The following is a 17,196-nucleotide window of genomic DNA, read 5'->3' as shown; positions in this document are numbered from 1 at the left end:
CACAGTTCGTCATTCGCGTCGGCAATTGCTGCGGCGAATAGCGAGAACGCGAGCGGATACCGAGCTCAGCCCGCAGCGGTCTCCGCGCGGCAGGCGCCCGACGTCTCGAGCACCCACGCGAACTCGAACGCGACCTCGCGCCACTTCTCGTACCGGCCCGACACACCGCCGTGTCCCGCGCTCATCTCCGTCTTGAGCAGCAACGGCGCATCGCCGGTCTTCGTCGCGCGCAGCTTGGCGACCCACTTGGCGGGTTCGACGTAGAGCACGCGCGTGTCGTTGATGCTGGTGATCGCGAGGATCGCCGGGTAATCCTTGGCCTCGACGTTCTCGTAGGGGCTGTACGAGCGCATGTACTCGTACACCTCTGGGTTCTCGAGCGGGTTGCCCCACTCGTCCCATTCGATCACCGTGAGCGGCAAGGACGGATCGAGGATCGACGTGAGCGGGTCGACGAACGGGACGTTCGCGAGGATGCCCGCGAACAGCTCGGGTGCGATGTTCGCGACCGCACCCATGAGCAGGCCACCGGCACTGCCGCCGTCGGCGACCAGCTTCTCCGGGCTCGTGACGCCGGCGTCGATCAGGTGCCGCGCGCACGCCACGAAGTCGGTGAAGGTGTTCTTCTTCGTCAGCGACTTGCCGTTCTCGTACCAGTGCCGGCCCATCTCGCCGCCGCCGCGCACGTGCGCGACCGCGAAGACCATGCCCCGGTCGAGCAGCGACAGGCGTGCGACGGAGAAGGCCGGGTCGATGCTCGCTTCGTACGAGCCGTAGCCGTACAGCAGCGTGGGCGCGTTCTCGGGGGTGCCCTTGCGCGCGACGATCGACAGCGGGATCTTCGTGCCGTCCTCGGCGGTCGCCCACTCGCGGCGCTGCTCGTAGAGCGTCGGGTCGAACTCGCCGAGCACCGGCTGCGACTTGAGCAGCTTCAGCTCACCGGTGCTCACGGTGTAGTCGTAGACCCGGCTCGGGGTGATGAACGACGTGTAGCCCAGACGCAGTGTGGGCTGGGTCCATTCGGGGTTCGCGCCCGGTCCGACGGCGAAGAGTTCCTCGTCGAACTCCAGTTCGGTGAGCTTGCCGTAACCCTCGTCGGTCAACGGCCACACCGCGAGTCGGGTGAGGGCTTCGCGGCGGTAGCCGAGCACGAGGTGTCCCTCGAACGCGTCGACATCCTCGAGGCGCACTTCGTGCCGGTGCTCGATCAGGGTGCGCAGCGCGGACGGGTCGTCGACGGGAGCCTCGGCGAGGACGAAGTTCTCGGCCTTCTTCCCCGTCTCGGGGTCGACGTCGTTGTGCAGGATCAGGAAGCGGTCCTCACCGGCGATCACGGCGTGCTCGGCACCGTACTCGACACCTTCGCGGCGCGGCAGGATCACACGGAATTCGCCTGTGGGGTTCTCGGATTCGAGCACCCATCCCTCGGTGGTGATCTTCGAGCCGACCCAGATCATGAGGTACTTCTCGCTGCGGGTCGAACCGATCGACACCCAGTACCGCTCGTCGGGTTCGTGGAAGACCTTCACGTCCTCGTCGACGGAGGTGCCGAGCTTGTGCCGCCAGACGGTGTCGGGCCGCCACGACTCGTCGACCGTCTGGTAGAAGACGTGGCTGTGGTCGAGCGCCCACGTCGCTCCCGGTGCGGTGCCGGGGATCTCGTCCGCCCGCATCTCACCGGTGGTGAGGTCCTTGATGCGCAGGGTGTAGCGCTCGTCGCCCACGACGTCGGTCGAGTACGCGAGCAGCGTGCCGTCGTGGCTGATCGAGAACGCCCCGAGCGAGAAGAACTCGTGCCCTTCCGACTCGACGTTGCCGTCGAGGAGCACCTGCTCGCCGGGGAGTTCCACACCAGGCGTGACGTCGGGCGGTGTCCAGTCGTCGGCGTCGGCGATCGGGCACCGGCACTGGATCGCGTACTGCTTGCCCTCGACGGTGCGGGCGTAGTACCACCAGTCACCCATCCGGGTGGGGACCGACATGTCGGTCTCCTGGGTGCGCGACCTGATCTCCTCGAAGATCGCCTCACGCAGCGGAGCGAGATGTTCCGTCTGCGCCTCGGTGTACGAGTTCTCCGCTTCCAGGTACGCGACGACCTCGGGGTCGTTCTTGTCGCGCAGCCATTCGTAGTCGTCGACGAAGGTGTGCCCGTGATGGGTGCGCTCGAGCGGCACCTTCTTCGCGACCGGCGGAGTGATCTTCGAGGAGGTCATATGCGGTCAGCCGATCCAATCGTCGAAGGACAGTCCCGAAATACGTTCGTACGCCTCGATGTAGCGAGCTCGCGTCTTGGCGACGACGTGCTGCGGCAGCGGCGGGGGCGGGGTGTCGGAGGCGCGGTCCCAGCCCGATTCGGGTCCGGTGAGCCAGTTCCGGACGATCTGCTTGTCGAAGCTGGGCTGAACCTTGCCCTCCTCGTACTCGTTCGCGTCCCAGTAGCGGGACGAATCCGGGGTGAGGACCTCGTCGGCGAGCACCAGATTGCCGGCCTTGTCGAGACCGAACTCCAACTTGGTGTCGGCGAGCAGGATGCCGCGGTCGGACGCGTACATGGCGGCGCGGTCGTAGATATCGAGCGTGTCCTGGCGCAGCTTCATCGCCAGGTTCAGACCGACCTTCTCGACGACGTCGTCGAAGGAGATGTTCTCGTCGTGGTCGCCGAGCGCAGCCTTGCTGGCCGGGGTGAAGATCGGTTCGGGCAGTCTGCTGGCCTCGACGAGCCCCTGGGGCAGGGTGACACCGCAGACGGAGCCCGTGGCTTGGTAGTCGAGCAGGCCGGAGCCGGTGAGGAAGCCTCGGGCGACGCACTCGACGGGCACCATCTCGAGGCGCTTGACCACGAGTGCGCGGCCGAGGACCTCCTCGGGGATACGCTCGTCGTCGGGTTCTCCCGCGAGGTGGTTGTTGGTGGCGTCGAGCAGCTTGAAGAAGAACACGCTCATCGCAGTGAGGACCCGTCCCTTGTCGGGGATCGGGGTCTCGAGCACGTGATCGTAGGCCGAGATCCGGTCACTGGCGACGAGGAGCAGGTGCTCGTCGTCGATCACGTACAGATCACGCACCTTGCCGCCGGCGAGGTGTTGGTAGGACTCGAGTGAAGGACGCACGCTGACACCCTAGTGCTCATCGAGTGGGCGTACCGCACCCCGTGGCGGATATCCCACTCGTTCACCGCCGGGTGGAACAACGAACGTACGAGTGGGAACAGGAGTGGCATGGCCGCATCGTCGCGAGTGGACGTCGGGTTCGGGTCCGAGCGGGGCCCGATCCTCATCGCTCTGATGCTCGCCACCTCCCTCGTGGCGCTCGAGAGCACCATCCTGGCGACCGCGATCCCGACGATCGTCGCGGACCTGGGCGGCTTCACGCAGTTCCCGTGGTTGTTCTCCGCCTATCTGCTCACGCAGGCGGTGCTCGTCCCGGTCTACGGCAAACTCTCCGACGTCTTCGGCCGCACTCCGCTGTTGTTGTTCGGGATCGGGGTGTTCGCGGCGGGTTCGGTGCTGTGCGCGGTGGCGTGGAGCATGCCGGCGCTGATCGCGTTCCGCGCGGTGCAGGGACTCGGCGCCGGTGCGGTGCTGCCGATGGCACAGACGATCGCCGGGGACATCTACACGGTCGCCGAGCGCGCCAAGGCGCAGGGCTATCTCGCCAGTGTGTGGGGCATGTCGGCGGTGATCGGCCCGGCCGTGGGCGGTGTCTTCGCAGACTTCCTGTCGTGGCGGTGGATCTTCTGGATCAACCTGCCGTTGTGTGCCCTCGCGGCGTGGGTGCTCGTCCGCAACTTCCGCGAGGACACGCCGTCGGGACCGCGACCGCGCGTGGACTGGGCCGGCGCGGCGACACTCGCGGTAGGCGCCGCCCTGCTGATCCTCGGCCTGCTCGAGGGCGGGCAGTCATGGGCGTGGACGTCGGCGACCGGGATCGGCATCTTCGCCGCCGGTGCAGCCCTGATCGCGGTGTTCGTGTGGATCGAGTCCCGCGCCGCCGAGCCGATTCTGCCGATCCGGCTGTTTACGCGACGTGTGCTGGTCACCACCAGCGCGGTGTCGTGCCTGGTGGGCGCGGTCGTGCTGGGCCTGACCTCGTACGTTCCGTCGTTCGTACAGGGCGCGCTGGGGACCACGGCGCTCGTCGCGGGCTTCACGCTGGCGACGATGACGATCGGCTGGCCGATCGCGGCGGCGCAGTCGGGCCGGCTCTATCTGCGGATCGGTTTTCGCAACACCGGTCTGGTGGGTGCGGTGCCGCTGTTGTGCGGCGCGGCGCTGTTGACGCAGGTCGGGGTGGATTCGGCTCCCGGGGAGGTGGCGCTCTGCTGCGTGCTCGTGGGACTCGGGATGGGGTTGATCGCCAGTCCCGCGCTGATCGCGGCGCAGTCCAGCGTCGACTGGTCCGAGCGGGGCGTCGTCACGGGCGCGAACGCCTTCGCACGTGCGATCGGCAGCGCGGTGGGCGTGGCGGTGTTCGGTGCGCTGGCCAATGCAGCCCTCGGGGGCGCAGCGGCGGACGAGACCGTCACCGGAACTCCCGGTGCGGCGCAGTTGGCGGACTCGGTGGCGCCGGTGTTCGTCGCCGTTCTGGTCTGCGCCGTCCTGCTGGTGTCGTGCGTGTGCCTGATCCCGAACCGTCCGGCGGCGGCCGGGTAGGCGACACGCCGCGTGCCTATACCGTTACCTACGAGCTGTTTCGTATTCGCTCGAGATCGGGCACCATCTCTGCGGTGAGAACGACAAGCGGCGGCAAGGACACCATCGACGACGTGACGTACTTCCCCGTCGGAGCTGCGGAGCATGCTCTGCAGCGACTGGCACACGCTACGGCGATGCAGAACACGACGGATTACGAGTCGCTGCGCTCTGCCATGGACGCGGAGTACTTCTGGCGCGGTGTCGCCGAGACCTTCCGGATCGCCGACGAAGCGTTCCGGATCGTGTCGTCCGCGACACGCGACCGGCAGGACATCTGCGCGCACGTCATGGCACGCGCTGCCGACTGGGTGGGCACCATCGAGCTCGCCACCGAGGGATCCCGGTTGTACGGCGCGCTCGTCGCTTACACCCAGGGCGTCAGCGAAGGGTATTCGGCCGTGGAGGCCTGGGCGCGCGACGGACGGGTATGACGCGAAAGCGCTGATCGACGCGAAGGCGGGGCCGGGGATCACCCCGGCCCCGCTCGTCGACCCGCAGGTCAGCCCACAGCTTCGAGATCGCCCGTGTCCTCGAACCGCCGCAGCGTCGGGGTCGCAACGAACATGATCGCGATGATCACCACACCGGCCACGCCGTAGATGGTCAGGGCCATCGAGATCGGCACCAGCGAGGCCACGACGCCCGCCGCGACCGCGCCGACGGAGGTACCGGCCGTCACCTGCGCGCCCCACACGGCCGCGATCCGTCCGCGGTACTCGTCGGAGGTGTTGCGCTGGACGGTCGCGTACCGCACGACGTCCGCGAGCGAGTCGCCGAAACCGTGCGCGGCCAGACCGAGCAGCACGACGGCGAGGACGCCGGTCGCGCCGGCACCCACCAGACCGGCGGCGGAGACCGCCATGAGCAGGTACACCACCAGCCCGTACCGGCGGATCGAGCCGGTCCAGCCGCTGGTCAGCGAGCCGACCACGGCTCCGACGGCGGGTGCGGTGTAGAGCAGGCCGACCACCGACGGTCCGACGCCGAGCACCTCGTCGGCGAACTCCGGGATCAGCACGGCCCAGCCGGACAGCAGCATCGCGAGGAATCCGACGATCAGCACCTGCCCCACCACGCGGTTGTGTGCCGCGTACCGGAAACCCGACACCACCGACTTCAGCGGTGATTCCTCCGCCACGTGCGTCGGCGGCAGCGACGGCAGGCGGGTGATGCAGAAGGTGGTGATCGCCGTGGTGAACGCCGCGAGCGCGTAGGCCACACCCACACCACCGGCGGCGATGACGACACCGCCGAGCGCCGGGCCGATCATGGAGCCGAGGTCGGCGGTCAGCGCCATGAGCGCGCCGGCCGCGGCGAGCTTGTCGCGCGGGATCAGGCTGGGGGTTACCGCCATGAGCGCGGTCGACGAGATCCCGCCCGCGATGCCGTCGACGACGGCGAGCACGTAGATCGCCCACATCTGCGGTTCGGGCAGGAACGCGTTGATCGCCAGCAGCGCGAAGGCGACGCCCGCGGTGCCGCGGGCGAGGGCGATGACGTTCCGCCGGTCGTACCGGTCGGCGAGCACCCCGCCCGCGAAGGTGGCCCCGAAGGTGGTCACACCGATCACCGCGGAGACGGCGGCGACCTGCGCCGTCGAGCCGGTGAGCTGGTACACCTGCACGGGCACGGCCACGATGAGGAAACCGAGACCGAACAGCGACACGACGCGTGCAGTGAACAGGTACCGGAACTCGCGGCTGGTCCGCAGCGGGTCGAGGTCGATGAGGAGCTTCTCGAAGACGGCCACGATCACCCGCTCATCCGCGGGTGAGCAGCGCGATCCACTGCTCGAGGTCGGGGGCGGAGGCGAGGTCCACGAAGTCGACCTCGACGCCGGCGCTACGCCACTGTTCCACGAGGGCCATCAGCCGGACGGAGTCGAGTCCCTGGTCGACGAGGCTCACCGAGGGGTCGAGTTCGTCGACGTCGATGTCCAGGATCCGGGCGGTGTCGGCGAGGACGGTAGTGCGATCGAGCATGGTGTTCTCCTTGTTTCGATGTGTGCAGGCGCTGTGCCCTGGTAAGCGGTGCCGGTGAGTTCTTTCGCGGCGACGACGACCTGCACCGTCTCCTGCCAGATCCGCGCGATCTCGGCGAGCGTGTCCGCGTCGATCACGTCCGCTGCGGCGGCGAACTCGCATTCCAGAACCGCGCCGTCCGGGGTGTCCTCGGTGATCGCGTCCACCTGCAGGACGTGGTCGAGCGGCATGTCCGGATCCACCGAACCCCCGATCGCAGCGGCGCCCGGTGCACCCGACCACGGGCTGCCCGACGCCTCGCCGAGCGTGAGCCGACCGAGGTAGTTGAAGACGACGGCCGGCGGCACGTACCGGGCGAAGCGGTCGCCGAAGTCCGGGTTCAGTCGACGCAGCAGGCCGAAGCCGATGCCGTTGTCGGGTCGTTCCCGCGACGCGCGGGCCACCGCACGCAGCACCGCGCCCGCGGCGTCGGTGTCCCGGGACGCGGACGCCACGTCGACCTCCGCCAGATCCACCGTCACCGGATACATCGACGTGAACCAGCCGACCGTGCGCGACAGGTCGGCACCGGGGACCACCTGCTCCTCCCGGCCGTGTCCCTCGAGGTCGATGCGGACCTGGTCGCCACCCCGGACCGACGCCACCGCGACGGCGAGGGCCGAGAGCAGGATGTCGTCGACGACGTTCGCGGCCAGGACCCGCTCGGTGACGTCGACGGGCAGCTGCACGCGGGTCGACCGGGTCGAGAGGACGGTGTCGCGTGCCGGGTCGAGCGGGCGCGAACCGAGCATCGGTTCGTCGGCGTCGACGGCACGCTGCCAGGCCGACCACGACGCGGTGATCCGCTCCGAGCGTGCCGCCTTCGCGAGTTCGTCCGCCCACACCCGGAAGGGTGTGCCACTCGACGACAGGGTCACCGTCTCCCCGCGTTCGGCCTGTTCGACGGCGTCGGCGAGGTCGGGGACGAGGATCCGCCACGACACGCCGTCCACCACGAGGTGGTTCACGACGATCAGGACGCGTCCGGCCTGCTGCGGCCCGAAGTCGAACCACACGATCTGCACCATCGTCCCGTTCTCGGGATCGAGTGCGGCGTACGCGTTCTCACGCTCCTCGTCGAACAACTCGTCCCAGTCCCGGCCCGTGGCGTCGACGCGCCGCACGGCTGCGGTGAGGTCGGGAACGGTCTCGGGGACCGTCCACGACGGTCGGCCTTCGTCGTCGACACGGAAGGTCGAGCGCAGCATCGGATGGGCGGCCACGAGTGCCTCGACCGCGGTACGCAGGGTGTCGAGCGTGAGCCCGACCGGCGCGACCAGCAGTCGCGCCTGCGAGAACCGGGACAACCCCGTCCACTGATCGAGGGTGTCCCACACGATCGGCGTGACGGTCACCTCGCCTGCCACGTCGCCGACGGCTGCCGGACGGGTCTGTCCGCCGCCACTGTCGATCGCGGCCGCGAGTGCCTCGACGGTGCGCAGTTCGATCACCTGACGCGTGGTGATCCACAGCCCGGCCGCCCGGACCTTCGACACGAGCTGGATCGAAACGATCGAGTCGCCACCGAGGGAGAAGAAATCGTCGTCGATCCCCACCCGTTCGAGTCCGAGCACGTCCGCGACGAGTCCCGCCAGGACCCGCTCGGTGTCGGTACGCGGTGCACGCGCCCCGACCAGCGACGAGAAGTCCGGCTCGGGCAACGCCTTCCGGTCGACCTTGCCGTTGGCAGTGACGGGGAAGGCGTCGAGTACGAGCACCACGGCGGGCACCATGTAGTCGGGCAGACGCTCGGCAACGGCGGCACGGACGACCGCCGGATCGACGGCACCGTCCGGGGTCACGTAGCCGACCGGACGCGTCACTCCACGACTGTCGGTGTGCGCGTCCACGACCGCGTCCCGCACCCCGCGCACCGCGGTCAGTGCGGCCTCCACCTCACCGAGTTCGACCCGGAAGCCGCGGATCTTGACCTGATCGTCGCCGCGGCCGAGGAATTCGAGCACGGGCCGGCCGTCGGCACCACGCACCCGCCGGACGAGGTCGCCGGTGCGGTACATACGGGTGCCGTCGTCGGCGAAAGGATTCGGCACGAACCGCACCGTCGTGAGGTCGGGTCGGCCGAGATATCCGCGGGCGACACCGGCACCGGAGACGTACAGTTCGCCGACCACACCCATCGGGACGGGCCGGAGCATCGCGTCGAGGACGTACGCGCCGGCGCCGTGCACGGCCCGGCCGAGGCACGGTGTGTCGGCGTCGGTGACGGCCCCGATGAGCGAGTCCACGGTGCATTCGGTCGGTCCGTAGAGGTTGAAGGCGCGCCCGTCGGTCAGCTCCCGCAGTCGCTGCCACGACGCCGGATTGACTGCCTCGCCTCCGAATCCGACGGAGGCGGGGCGGTGTCCGCTCTCGTACAGTCCGGCAGCGAGCATGCGGTCGAGGAAGGACGGGGTGACCTCGAGGAAGTCGAGTTCGTGCTCGAGCGTGTATGCGACCATCCGTTCGGGATCACGCATGGTGTCCTCGTCGAAGACGTGCACCGTGTGTCCGTCGAGCAGCCACAGGGTCGGCTGCCACGAGGCGTCGAAACCGAACGACCACGCGTGCCCGACGCCGACGGAATCGCGTCCGGACGCCGCTACGGTCGGGACGTAGAGATCCGCGCGGTGGCTCTCGAACAGGTTGAGCAGGTTCGCGTGCGTGACCGCGACACCCTTCGGCAGTCCGGTCGAACCGGAGGTGTAGATGACGTACACGCCGTTGTGCGGGCGCAGCGCACCGCGGCGGTCGGCATCCGTCATTGGGGCGGTGGAGAATTCGCCGAGTTGCAGGTCGGGGTCGTCGAGCACCACGATCCTCGTGTCGCCTGCGATGGGGACGATACCGTCGAGAACCGAGGCGACCGTGACGATCACCTGTGGTCGAGAGTCGGACACCATGTGCGCCAGTCGATCCTGCGGATAGGACGGGTCCATCGGCACGTACACGCCACCCGACGAGATCGCCGCCGCGATCGCGACGACCATGTGCTCGGACCGCGGCAGCGCGAGTCCCACGACCGTCTCCGGTCCGACTCCGGCGTCGACGAGGAGCCGCGCGAGTCGCGCGGAGCGCCCGCCCAGTTCCGCGAACGACAGTGTCGTGCCGTCGGCGACCACCGCAGGTGCGTGCGGGGTGCGGGCGATCTGCCGCGCCAGGAGATCGGCGACGGTCGCCGCTCCGCTCGACGGGGCCGCGGGGGTCGTCGACCGGTCGCTGCGCAGACCGGCCCGCTCGGCGGTCGTGAGCACATCGAGTTGCGCCACGGTGCCGGGGTTCTCGGCGACGAGCTGGTCGAGGATGCGGACGAGGCGCTCCCCCAGTGCGGTGGCGTCGTCCTCGGTGAACAGATCGGTCCGGTACTCGAGGCCGAGGTGCAGTTCGTCCTCCAGTCCCGCGACCAGCACGAGCGGGAAGTTCGTGGCGTCCGAACCCCCGACCGATCCGACCCGCACGCCGCCGTCCCGTTGCGCCGCGTCGAGGGCGTCGCGGTCGACGGGGTAGTTCTCGAAGACGAGGAGGGTATCGAACAGTTCGCCGATTCCGACGGCACGTTGGATGTCGGCGAGACCGACGTACTGGTGGTCCATCACGCGGTTCTGGGTGCCGTGCGTGCGAGTGACGAGATCGGTGATCGACTCCCCTGCCTGCGTGCGGACGCGTACCGGGACGGTGTTGATGAACAGGCCGATCATCGATTCCACGCCCGGCACGTCGGGGACGCGCCCGGAGACGATCGCACCGAAGACGACATCGGTTCTGCCGGTGAGCGACCCGACGAGAAGGCCCCAGGCGGTCTGCACGAGTCCGTTGACCGTGACGCCCTGTGCGCGGCTCGCTTCGACGAGCCGCCGCGACAGTCCGTCGGGCACGGCGACCGTCAGTTCGGCGGGAAACTGCGGTCGCAGCGCCGTACCGGACGGTGTGACGAGGGTGGGTTCGTCCACGCCGTCGAGCAACTCGCGCCACACTTCGACACCGGCCGCGACGTCCTGTTCGCCGAGCCAGTCGAGGTAGTCGGAGAACGGCACGACCGGCGCGAGTCCGGCGGCGGAACCCCCGGCGGCGTAGATCTGCAGGAGTTCCTGCACGAGTAGCGGGGTGGACCAACCGTCGGAGACGAGGTGGTGCATCGTGAACAGCAGTCGCGCACGCGTCGGTCCCGCGACCACCAGCGTGAAGCGCACCAGGGGTGCGGCCGCGAGATCGAATCTGCGGGTGCGGTCGGCGGCGAGCAGTTCCGCCACCCGCGTGTCGAGTTCGCCGGGCTCGACGGTCCCGAGATCGACGACCTCCCAGTGCGGTTCGGCGGCACGACGGACGACGCCGATCGGTTCGCCCGCTGCGCCGAGTCGATAGCCGGTGCGCAGAACGGCGTGCCGGTCGACGAGTGCACGCACCGAGCGCTGCATCGTGCCGGCGTCGACGCGGCCGTCGAGGGCGAGGTCGGTCTGCATCGTGTAGACATCGACACCCTCGGCGACACTGCCCGATCCCGACGGCTCGTCCAGTCCGGCCAGGAAGTACATGCCGCGCTGCAGGGGTGTCAGCGGCACGACGTCCTCGATGCCGTCCGGATTCTCGGCGTGCAGTGCGAGCACCTCGTCGACGGACAACCCGGACGCCGTGAGCACCGACGGCACGGGGACGCCCACGGCACCGCCGGAGACCGTGTCGGTGAGAAGGTGCAGTGCCGCGAGCCAGCGCTGCCCGATCCGGCGGGCCCGATCGGCGTCGAGAGCACCGGTGGCGTAGGTGAACACCGCCGAGATAGCGGGTCCGTCCGGTCCGTCCTCCGTGGTCGCGTTGACGTCGAGGACGTGGTCGAGGGGCATGGCCGGATCGACGGAACCACCGAGCGCGGCCGCCTCGGGTGCGGCCGACCACGCGGAGTCGGCGGTATCGCCGAGGGTCATCCGGCCGAGGTAGTTGAACATCACCTCCGGGGTCCGGTAGCCATCGAAGCGGTCGCGGTCGTCGCCGAGGAAACGCAGGAGACCGAAGGAGATTCCGTTGTCGGGAATGCGTTTCAGCGATTCGGTCGCGTGGGCGACGGCCCGGAGCGGAGCACCGCCGTCGAGTGCACGGTCTCCGCCGAGTTCGACCGTCACGGGATACAGGGAGGTGAACCATCCGACGGTACGCGACAGGTCGGCACCAGGCACGATCTGTTCCTCGCGTCCGTGACCCTCGAGATGCACTCGCAGGGCGGATCCGCCGCAGACGTCGGTGACGGCGAGTGCGAGGGCCGCGAGCAGCACATCGCCGGTGCCGATACCGAGGGCGGACGGCACCGTGGTGAGGATGCGTTCGGTGACGTCGACCGGTACGTCGATCTCGACGGACGCCGAGGTCGACACGATGTCGCGCTGCGGGTCCAGGGCGCGGCTTCCCACCGCGGGCGAACTCTCGGCGGCGAGGGCGGATTCCCAGAGCGGCCACGATCCGGTGATCCGCTCGGACGAGGCCGCTTCGACGAGCGATTCCGCCCACTCCCGGAAGGACGTCCCGGTGTCCTCCGGCGCTGGCGTCTCCCCGCGGGTGGCCGCGGAGACGGCACCGGCGAGGTCGGGCACCAGGATCCGCCACGACACACCGTCGACGACGAGGTGGTGCGCGACGACGACGATCCGTCCGGCCTGCTGCGGTCCCGGGTCGAGGAAAACCACGCGGAGCATCACCCCGGCTTCGGGGTCGAGTGCGTCGACAGCCTCCGCCGACGCTTCAGCGATGAGGTCGTTCCACGAAATTTGTTCCGTGGTCGAGTGATCCACTCGCCGGACGAGCGTCGCGGCCTCCGGGATGTCCTCGGGCACGATCCATGTCGCACCGCGACGAGTACGCCCCGACGGTCCCGAGTCGCCGACGGTGAACCGCGAGCGCAGCATGGGGTGGGCCGCGAGCAGTGCCCGCACACCCGTGACCAGATCCGTCTCTCGCAGGCCGACGGGGGCGACGAGCGTCCGGGACTGGGTGAATCGGCGCAGCAAGTCGAACGATCCGGACGCGAGGGATTCGTGCACGATCGGCGTGACGGGCACCGGGCCGGTCGCCGCCGTCCGGGCTCGCCGGGGTTCCTCGGCGGGTGCCTCGCACGCTGCGGCGAGTGCGGCTGCGGTGCGCAGTTCGAAGACCTGACGGGCGGTCACGCGCAGGCCGGCCGCGCGTAGACGCGACACGAGTTGGATGGAGACGATCGAATCGCCCCCGAGGGTGAAGAAGTCGTCGTGGACACCCACGCGGTCGAGGCCGAGGACGTCGGCGACGGTGGCGCACAGCGTCCGCTCGGTCTCGGTGCGCGGTTCGCCGGCACCCGCCAGGGACGAGAAGTCCGGTTCGGGCAACGCCGTCCGGTCGACCTTGCCGTTGGCCGTGATCGGAAGGACGGGAAGAGCGACGAGCACCGCCGGGACCATGTAGTCGGGCAACCGGTCGGCGAGCGCGGCCCGCACCTCAGCGGTGTCGGGTCCGTCGCCGACGATGTACCCGACGAGGCGGGTGGTCCCCCGGTGGTCGGTGTGTGCGACCACCACGGCGTTCCGCACGGCCGGATGCGCGGTGAGCGCGGTCTCGATCTCGCCGGGTTCCACTCGGAATCCGCGGATCTTGACCTGGTCGTCGTCGCGGCCGACGTATCCGAGTGTGCCGTCGTGCGTCCAGCGCACGACATCACCCGTGCGGTACATGCGGGCACCCGCGGCCCCGTAGGGATCGGCGACGAAGCGTGCTGCGGTCAGGTCGTGGCGGCCGAGATATCCACGGGTGACACCGTTTCCGGAGACGTACAGTTCACCGGCCACTCCGATGGGCACGGGACGCAGCCAGTGGTCCAGGACCCGCACGCTCGTCCCGGGAGTGGGACCGCCGATCGTCACGGTGTCCCCCGCGATGTGCGCGGAAGTCGCGTCGACGGTGCATTCGGTGGGTCCGTAGCAGTTCGTCGCCACCACGTCGCTCGCGGCGAGTCGCTGCCACAGCGCGGTGCTCACCGCTTCGCCGCCCACGGTGACGATCGCGGGAACGTGCCCACCCGGTTCGAGGAGACCGGCGTCGAGCAGGCGGTTCATGAGCACGGGCACGGTGTCGACGTAGTCGATGCCGTGGGTGCGCACGTAGTCGACGATGCGGTCGACGTCGGCACGGTTGTCGTCGGGAAGCACATGCAGCACATGGCCTTCGAAGAGCCAGGTGAGCGCGGCGACCGCCGAGTCGAAGGCGAACGGGTAGGTGAGCAGGACGTGCCACTGCCCGTCGCGCGGCGCACGACCGGCGGCGTGCATGGGCCCGGCGGCCTGTGCGGCGTGCAGGTCGGCGAGATTGGCGTGCGTGACGGCCACGCCCTTCGGCAGACCCGTGGAGCCGGAGGTGTAGACGACGTAGGCCAGATGATCCGGGCGGAGCGGAGCGCGCCGGTCCGCGTCCGTGAGCGGAGCCGACGACAGCGCCGACAGTGTGGACTCGACATCCGGGTCGTCGAGGACCAGCACGTCGACCCCGTCGAGCACCTCACCGAGACCCGCGCGCACGGCCTCGGTGGTGATCACCAGACGCGGTGCGGCATCGGTGATCATGTGCTTCGACCGGTCGGCGGGATAGGACGGGTCGAGCGGCAGGTAGGCGCCTCCGGCGGTGAGGACGGCAACGATCGCGTCGACCATGGCGCCGGTCCGGGAAAGCGCGAGACCGACCCGGTCGTCGGGTCGCACGCCGCGGTCGACGAGCAGCCTCGCCAGTCGCGCCGAGGCCGCGCCGAGTTCACCGAACGACGATTCCTGCTCACCGCACACCACTGCGGGTCGGTCGGTGCCGGTGGTGAACCGGTGCACGAGCAGGTCGGCGACGGTGCCGCTCGACGGTGCCGCGGGTGCGGTGGACCAGGTGCCCAGTACACGTTCCCGTTCCGAGGACGGCAGGACGTCGAGGTCGGCGACAGGCGCATCGGGCCGGGCACACAGGGCCTCGAGGATCGCGACGAGGCGGGCGCCCAGGGCGGCGGCCTCGTCCGCGTCGATCAGCGACGGGCGGTGGTCGAGCTTGACGACGAGCCGATCGGACATGCCGGCCGTGAGGACCAGCGGATAGTTGGTGGCGTCGCGTCCGTCGACGCCGGTGATCGTCACTCCCCCGGCGCGTTGCGCTCGCTCGAGGGCGTCGCGGTCGACGGGATAACTCTCGAAGACGGTGAGGGTGTCGAACAGTTCACCGATCCCGACGGCGCGCTGCACCTCGGACAGGCCCAGGTACTGGTGATCGACGGTGCGCGACTGCTCGAGCTGTACGCGTCGCAACAGTTCGGTGACGGTCGCGGCGGGATCGAGCCGCACCCGCACCGGAACGGTGTTGATGAACAGCCCGATCATCGATTCCACGCCGACGAGTTCCGGAGGGCGGCCCGAGACCGTCGCGCCGAAGACGATGTCGTCGCGGCCGAGCAGACCGGACAGGAGCATCGCCCACGCGGTCTGCAGCACCGTGTTGAGCGTGACGCCGCTCGCGCGGGTGAGCTCGGCGAGCTTCGCGCCGAGCCCGTCGGGGACCGGAACCTCGAGTTCGCCGCAGCGTTCCGACGAGCGGGTCGCTCCCGGCGGTGCCACGAGCGACGGCTCGCTCACACCGTCGAGCGCCTCCCGCCACAGCGACCGGGCGGCCTCGTGGTCCTGGCGCCCGAGCCACGCGAGATAGTCGCGGTAGGGGCGCACGGACGGCAGGCCCGACGCCGATCCCCCGGCGGCGTAGATCTCGAGCAGCTCGCGCACGAGGATCGGGGACGACCAGCCGTCGACGACGATGTGGTGGGCGGTGAGCAGCAGGCGCACCTCGTCGGCGCCGAACCGCACGAAGGTCCAGCGAACGAGCGGCGGTTGCGTCAGGTCGAACCAGTCGTGCAGGTCGTCCTCGACGATCCTCAGGAGCCGACGTTCCGCCTCGGCGCGTTCGAGACCGGACAGATCCTCGCTGCGCCAGGGATTCTCCACACCCGACACGACGAGACCCGCCGTACGGCCGTCCTTACGGGGACGGAAGCACGTGCGCAGCGCCGGATGACGGTCGAGCAGCGCCTGCGCGGAGGCCGCCATCCGCTCCTCGTCGACCGCCCCCGAGAGTCGCACCACCGATTGCACCGTGTAGGCGTCGGGATCGGCCGCAGCCGTGTCGTCGGATGTCGAGCCGGTCGGCGCCGCAACGGTACTCAGGTAGAGCAGGCCCTGTTGCAGCGGCGAGAGCGGAACGATGTCTTCGAGCGCAGTGGAACGGGTCATCTGTCGCTTTCGGTATAGACGGTCATTTCGGGCACGGACGACGAACGGCCCCCGCGCCGGGACGTCGGGGGCCGTTCGGTCGGTGGTGCGGGGCGGGCCCGCAACAGCGACTACTCCTGGTTCTGGTTGGCCGGAAGTTTCGCCAACTCGGCATCGATGGAATCGAGTGCCAGCAGAGCGGTTTCGTAGGTCGCTGCACTGGAGTGCTTGACGGCGACGAGGTTGCCGGCCTTCACGGCGGGAAGATCCTGCCACAGCGGGGAGGCGAACAGCTCCTCCAGCTCGGGCGGCAACGAACCGTCGGCCTCGACACCGTAGACGATCACGTCGGCCTCGCCGAGGTTCTCGGGCAACTGCTCGACCGACAGGTACTCGGCGTGAACTCCCTCGGGATCGGTCGGCTCACCGAAGAAGTCGAACCCGAGATCGTCGAACAGGTTGGTGGTGTACGACGAGGCGTATTCGCGGGAGAACTCACCGGGCTCGGTACCGCACACACCGCAGACGCCGGCGAACTTCAGGCCCCCGAGCGAGTCGGCGTACTTGTCGGCGATCTCGGCAGCGCGAGCCTCGTACTCCTCCTTGAACTCCCCGTAGGAGTCGCTGACGTTCGCGGCATCGGCGTACTGCTCACCGAGTTCGCGCCACTCGCCCGGGACCGTGAGTCCGACGAAGACCACCGGGGCGAGCGCCTCGAGCTTGGCCACGTCGACCTGCTCCTGCACGCGGGCCGGGACGCCCATGATGATGAGGTCGGGATCTGCGGCGGTGACTGCCTCGTAGTTGAGCTCCGAGACGGCGCCGTCGGGAGCGACCTTCGGCAGCGCCTCGTAGGCGGCCAGGGTCTCCTCGTCCATGTTGTCGAGCTCGCGACTCCACTCGCATACGGCGGCGAGGTTCGCGCCGGCCTGGATGAGCGGGAGGGTTGCGTAGCCGCAGGACACGATCCGCTGGGGGTCGGCCGGGATCTCGATGCTGCCGTTCTGCGCTTCGAAGGTGCGCGTCGCGGCGGAGTCGGTGCCGCTCTCCGCGCTGCTGCTGTCGCCGTCGCTCGAACATCCCACAAGTCCGACGGCCAGCAGGGCTGCCGCGCCGAGCGCCGCGGCGCCCCGCGCGCGCTTGCGTTCCAGAACGCGCATCGTTGTTCTCCCAGAGTCTCCCGCCGGGGCGCGTTGCCCCGGTCATGATTGGTTAGGCTAACCGAAAGAGACCGCCCCGCCAAGC

The 17,196-nt window shown here is 69.4% G+C and carries 8 protein-coding genes; 2 read left to right on the top strand and 6 right to left on the bottom strand.

The annotated features are described in order from the left end of the window. Positions 1 to 65 precede the first annotated feature (65 nt). Together RBB84_RS24475 and RBB84_RS24470 are read right to left on the bottom strand one after the other, a co-directional pair. Positions 66 to 2,213 (bottom strand): S9 family peptidase, encoded by a 2,148-nt coding sequence (locus tag RBB84_RS24475; protein WP_064255962.1) that lies wholly within the window; start codon positions 2,211 to 2,213, stop codon positions 66 to 68. A gap of 6 nt (positions 2,214 to 2,219) precedes the next feature. Continuing rightward, positions 2,220 to 3,107: a phosphoribosylaminoimidazolesuccinocarboxamide synthase gene (locus RBB84_RS24470; protein ID WP_064255963.1), complete on the bottom strand. Its 888-nt coding sequence runs from the start codon at positions 3,105 to 3,107 to the stop codon at positions 2,220 to 2,222. Positions 3,108 to 3,215: 108 nt separating this feature from the next. Between RBB84_RS24470 and RBB84_RS24465 the strand changes: the two genes are divergently transcribed. Both RBB84_RS24465 and RBB84_RS24460 read left to right on the top strand, forming a co-directional pair. Continuing rightward, positions 3,216 to 4,649 (top strand): MDR family MFS transporter, encoded by a 1,434-nt coding sequence (locus tag RBB84_RS24465; RefSeq protein WP_024102997.1) that lies wholly within the window; start codon positions 3,216 to 3,218, stop codon positions 4,647 to 4,649. A 74-nt stretch (positions 4,650 to 4,723) separates the two neighbouring features. Beyond that, positions 4,724 to 5,122, top strand: a complete 399-nt coding sequence (locus RBB84_RS24460) for a hypothetical protein (protein ID WP_064255964.1) — start codon at positions 4,724 to 4,726, stop codon at positions 5,120 to 5,122. A 68-nt stretch (positions 5,123 to 5,190) separates the two neighbouring features. Here the strand turns inward: RBB84_RS24460 and entS are convergent, their stop codons facing one another. From entS to RBB84_RS24440, 4 genes are all read right to left on the bottom strand, one after another. After that, a complete protein-coding gene (entS, locus tag RBB84_RS24455) occupies positions 5,191 to 6,441 on the bottom strand; it encodes an enterobactin transporter EntS (RefSeq protein ID WP_024102995.1) in 1,251 nt (416 codons plus the stop codon). 10 nt (positions 6,442 to 6,451) lie between these two features. Further along, a complete protein-coding gene (locus RBB84_RS24450) occupies positions 6,452 to 6,673 on the bottom strand; it encodes a phosphopantetheine-binding protein (protein ID WP_006551840.1) in 222 nt (73 codons plus the stop codon). Then, positions 6,595 to 15,972, bottom strand: coding sequence for a non-ribosomal peptide synthetase (locus RBB84_RS24445; RefSeq protein ID WP_064255965.1), 9,378 nt, complete (start codon positions 15,970 to 15,972; stop codon positions 6,595 to 6,597). Before RBB84_RS24445 ends, RBB84_RS24450 begins: the two co-directional genes overlap by 79 nt. Positions 15,973 to 16,082: 110 nt before the next feature. Next, positions 16,083 to 17,111, bottom strand: a complete 1,029-nt coding sequence (locus RBB84_RS24440) for an ABC transporter substrate-binding protein (protein ID WP_039585887.1) — start codon at positions 17,109 to 17,111, stop codon at positions 16,083 to 16,085. Positions 17,112 to 17,196: the final 85 nt, after the last annotated feature.

It is taken from the genome of Rhodococcus sp. D-6, from assembly GCF_040256695.1.
In the GTDB taxonomy this organism is placed as follows: Bacteria; Actinomycetota; Actinomycetes; order Mycobacteriales; family Mycobacteriaceae; genus Rhodococcus; species Rhodococcus pyridinivorans.
The sequence above is the reverse complement of the archived record's forward strand: the minus strand, read 5'-3'. Positions and strand labels throughout refer to the sequence as shown.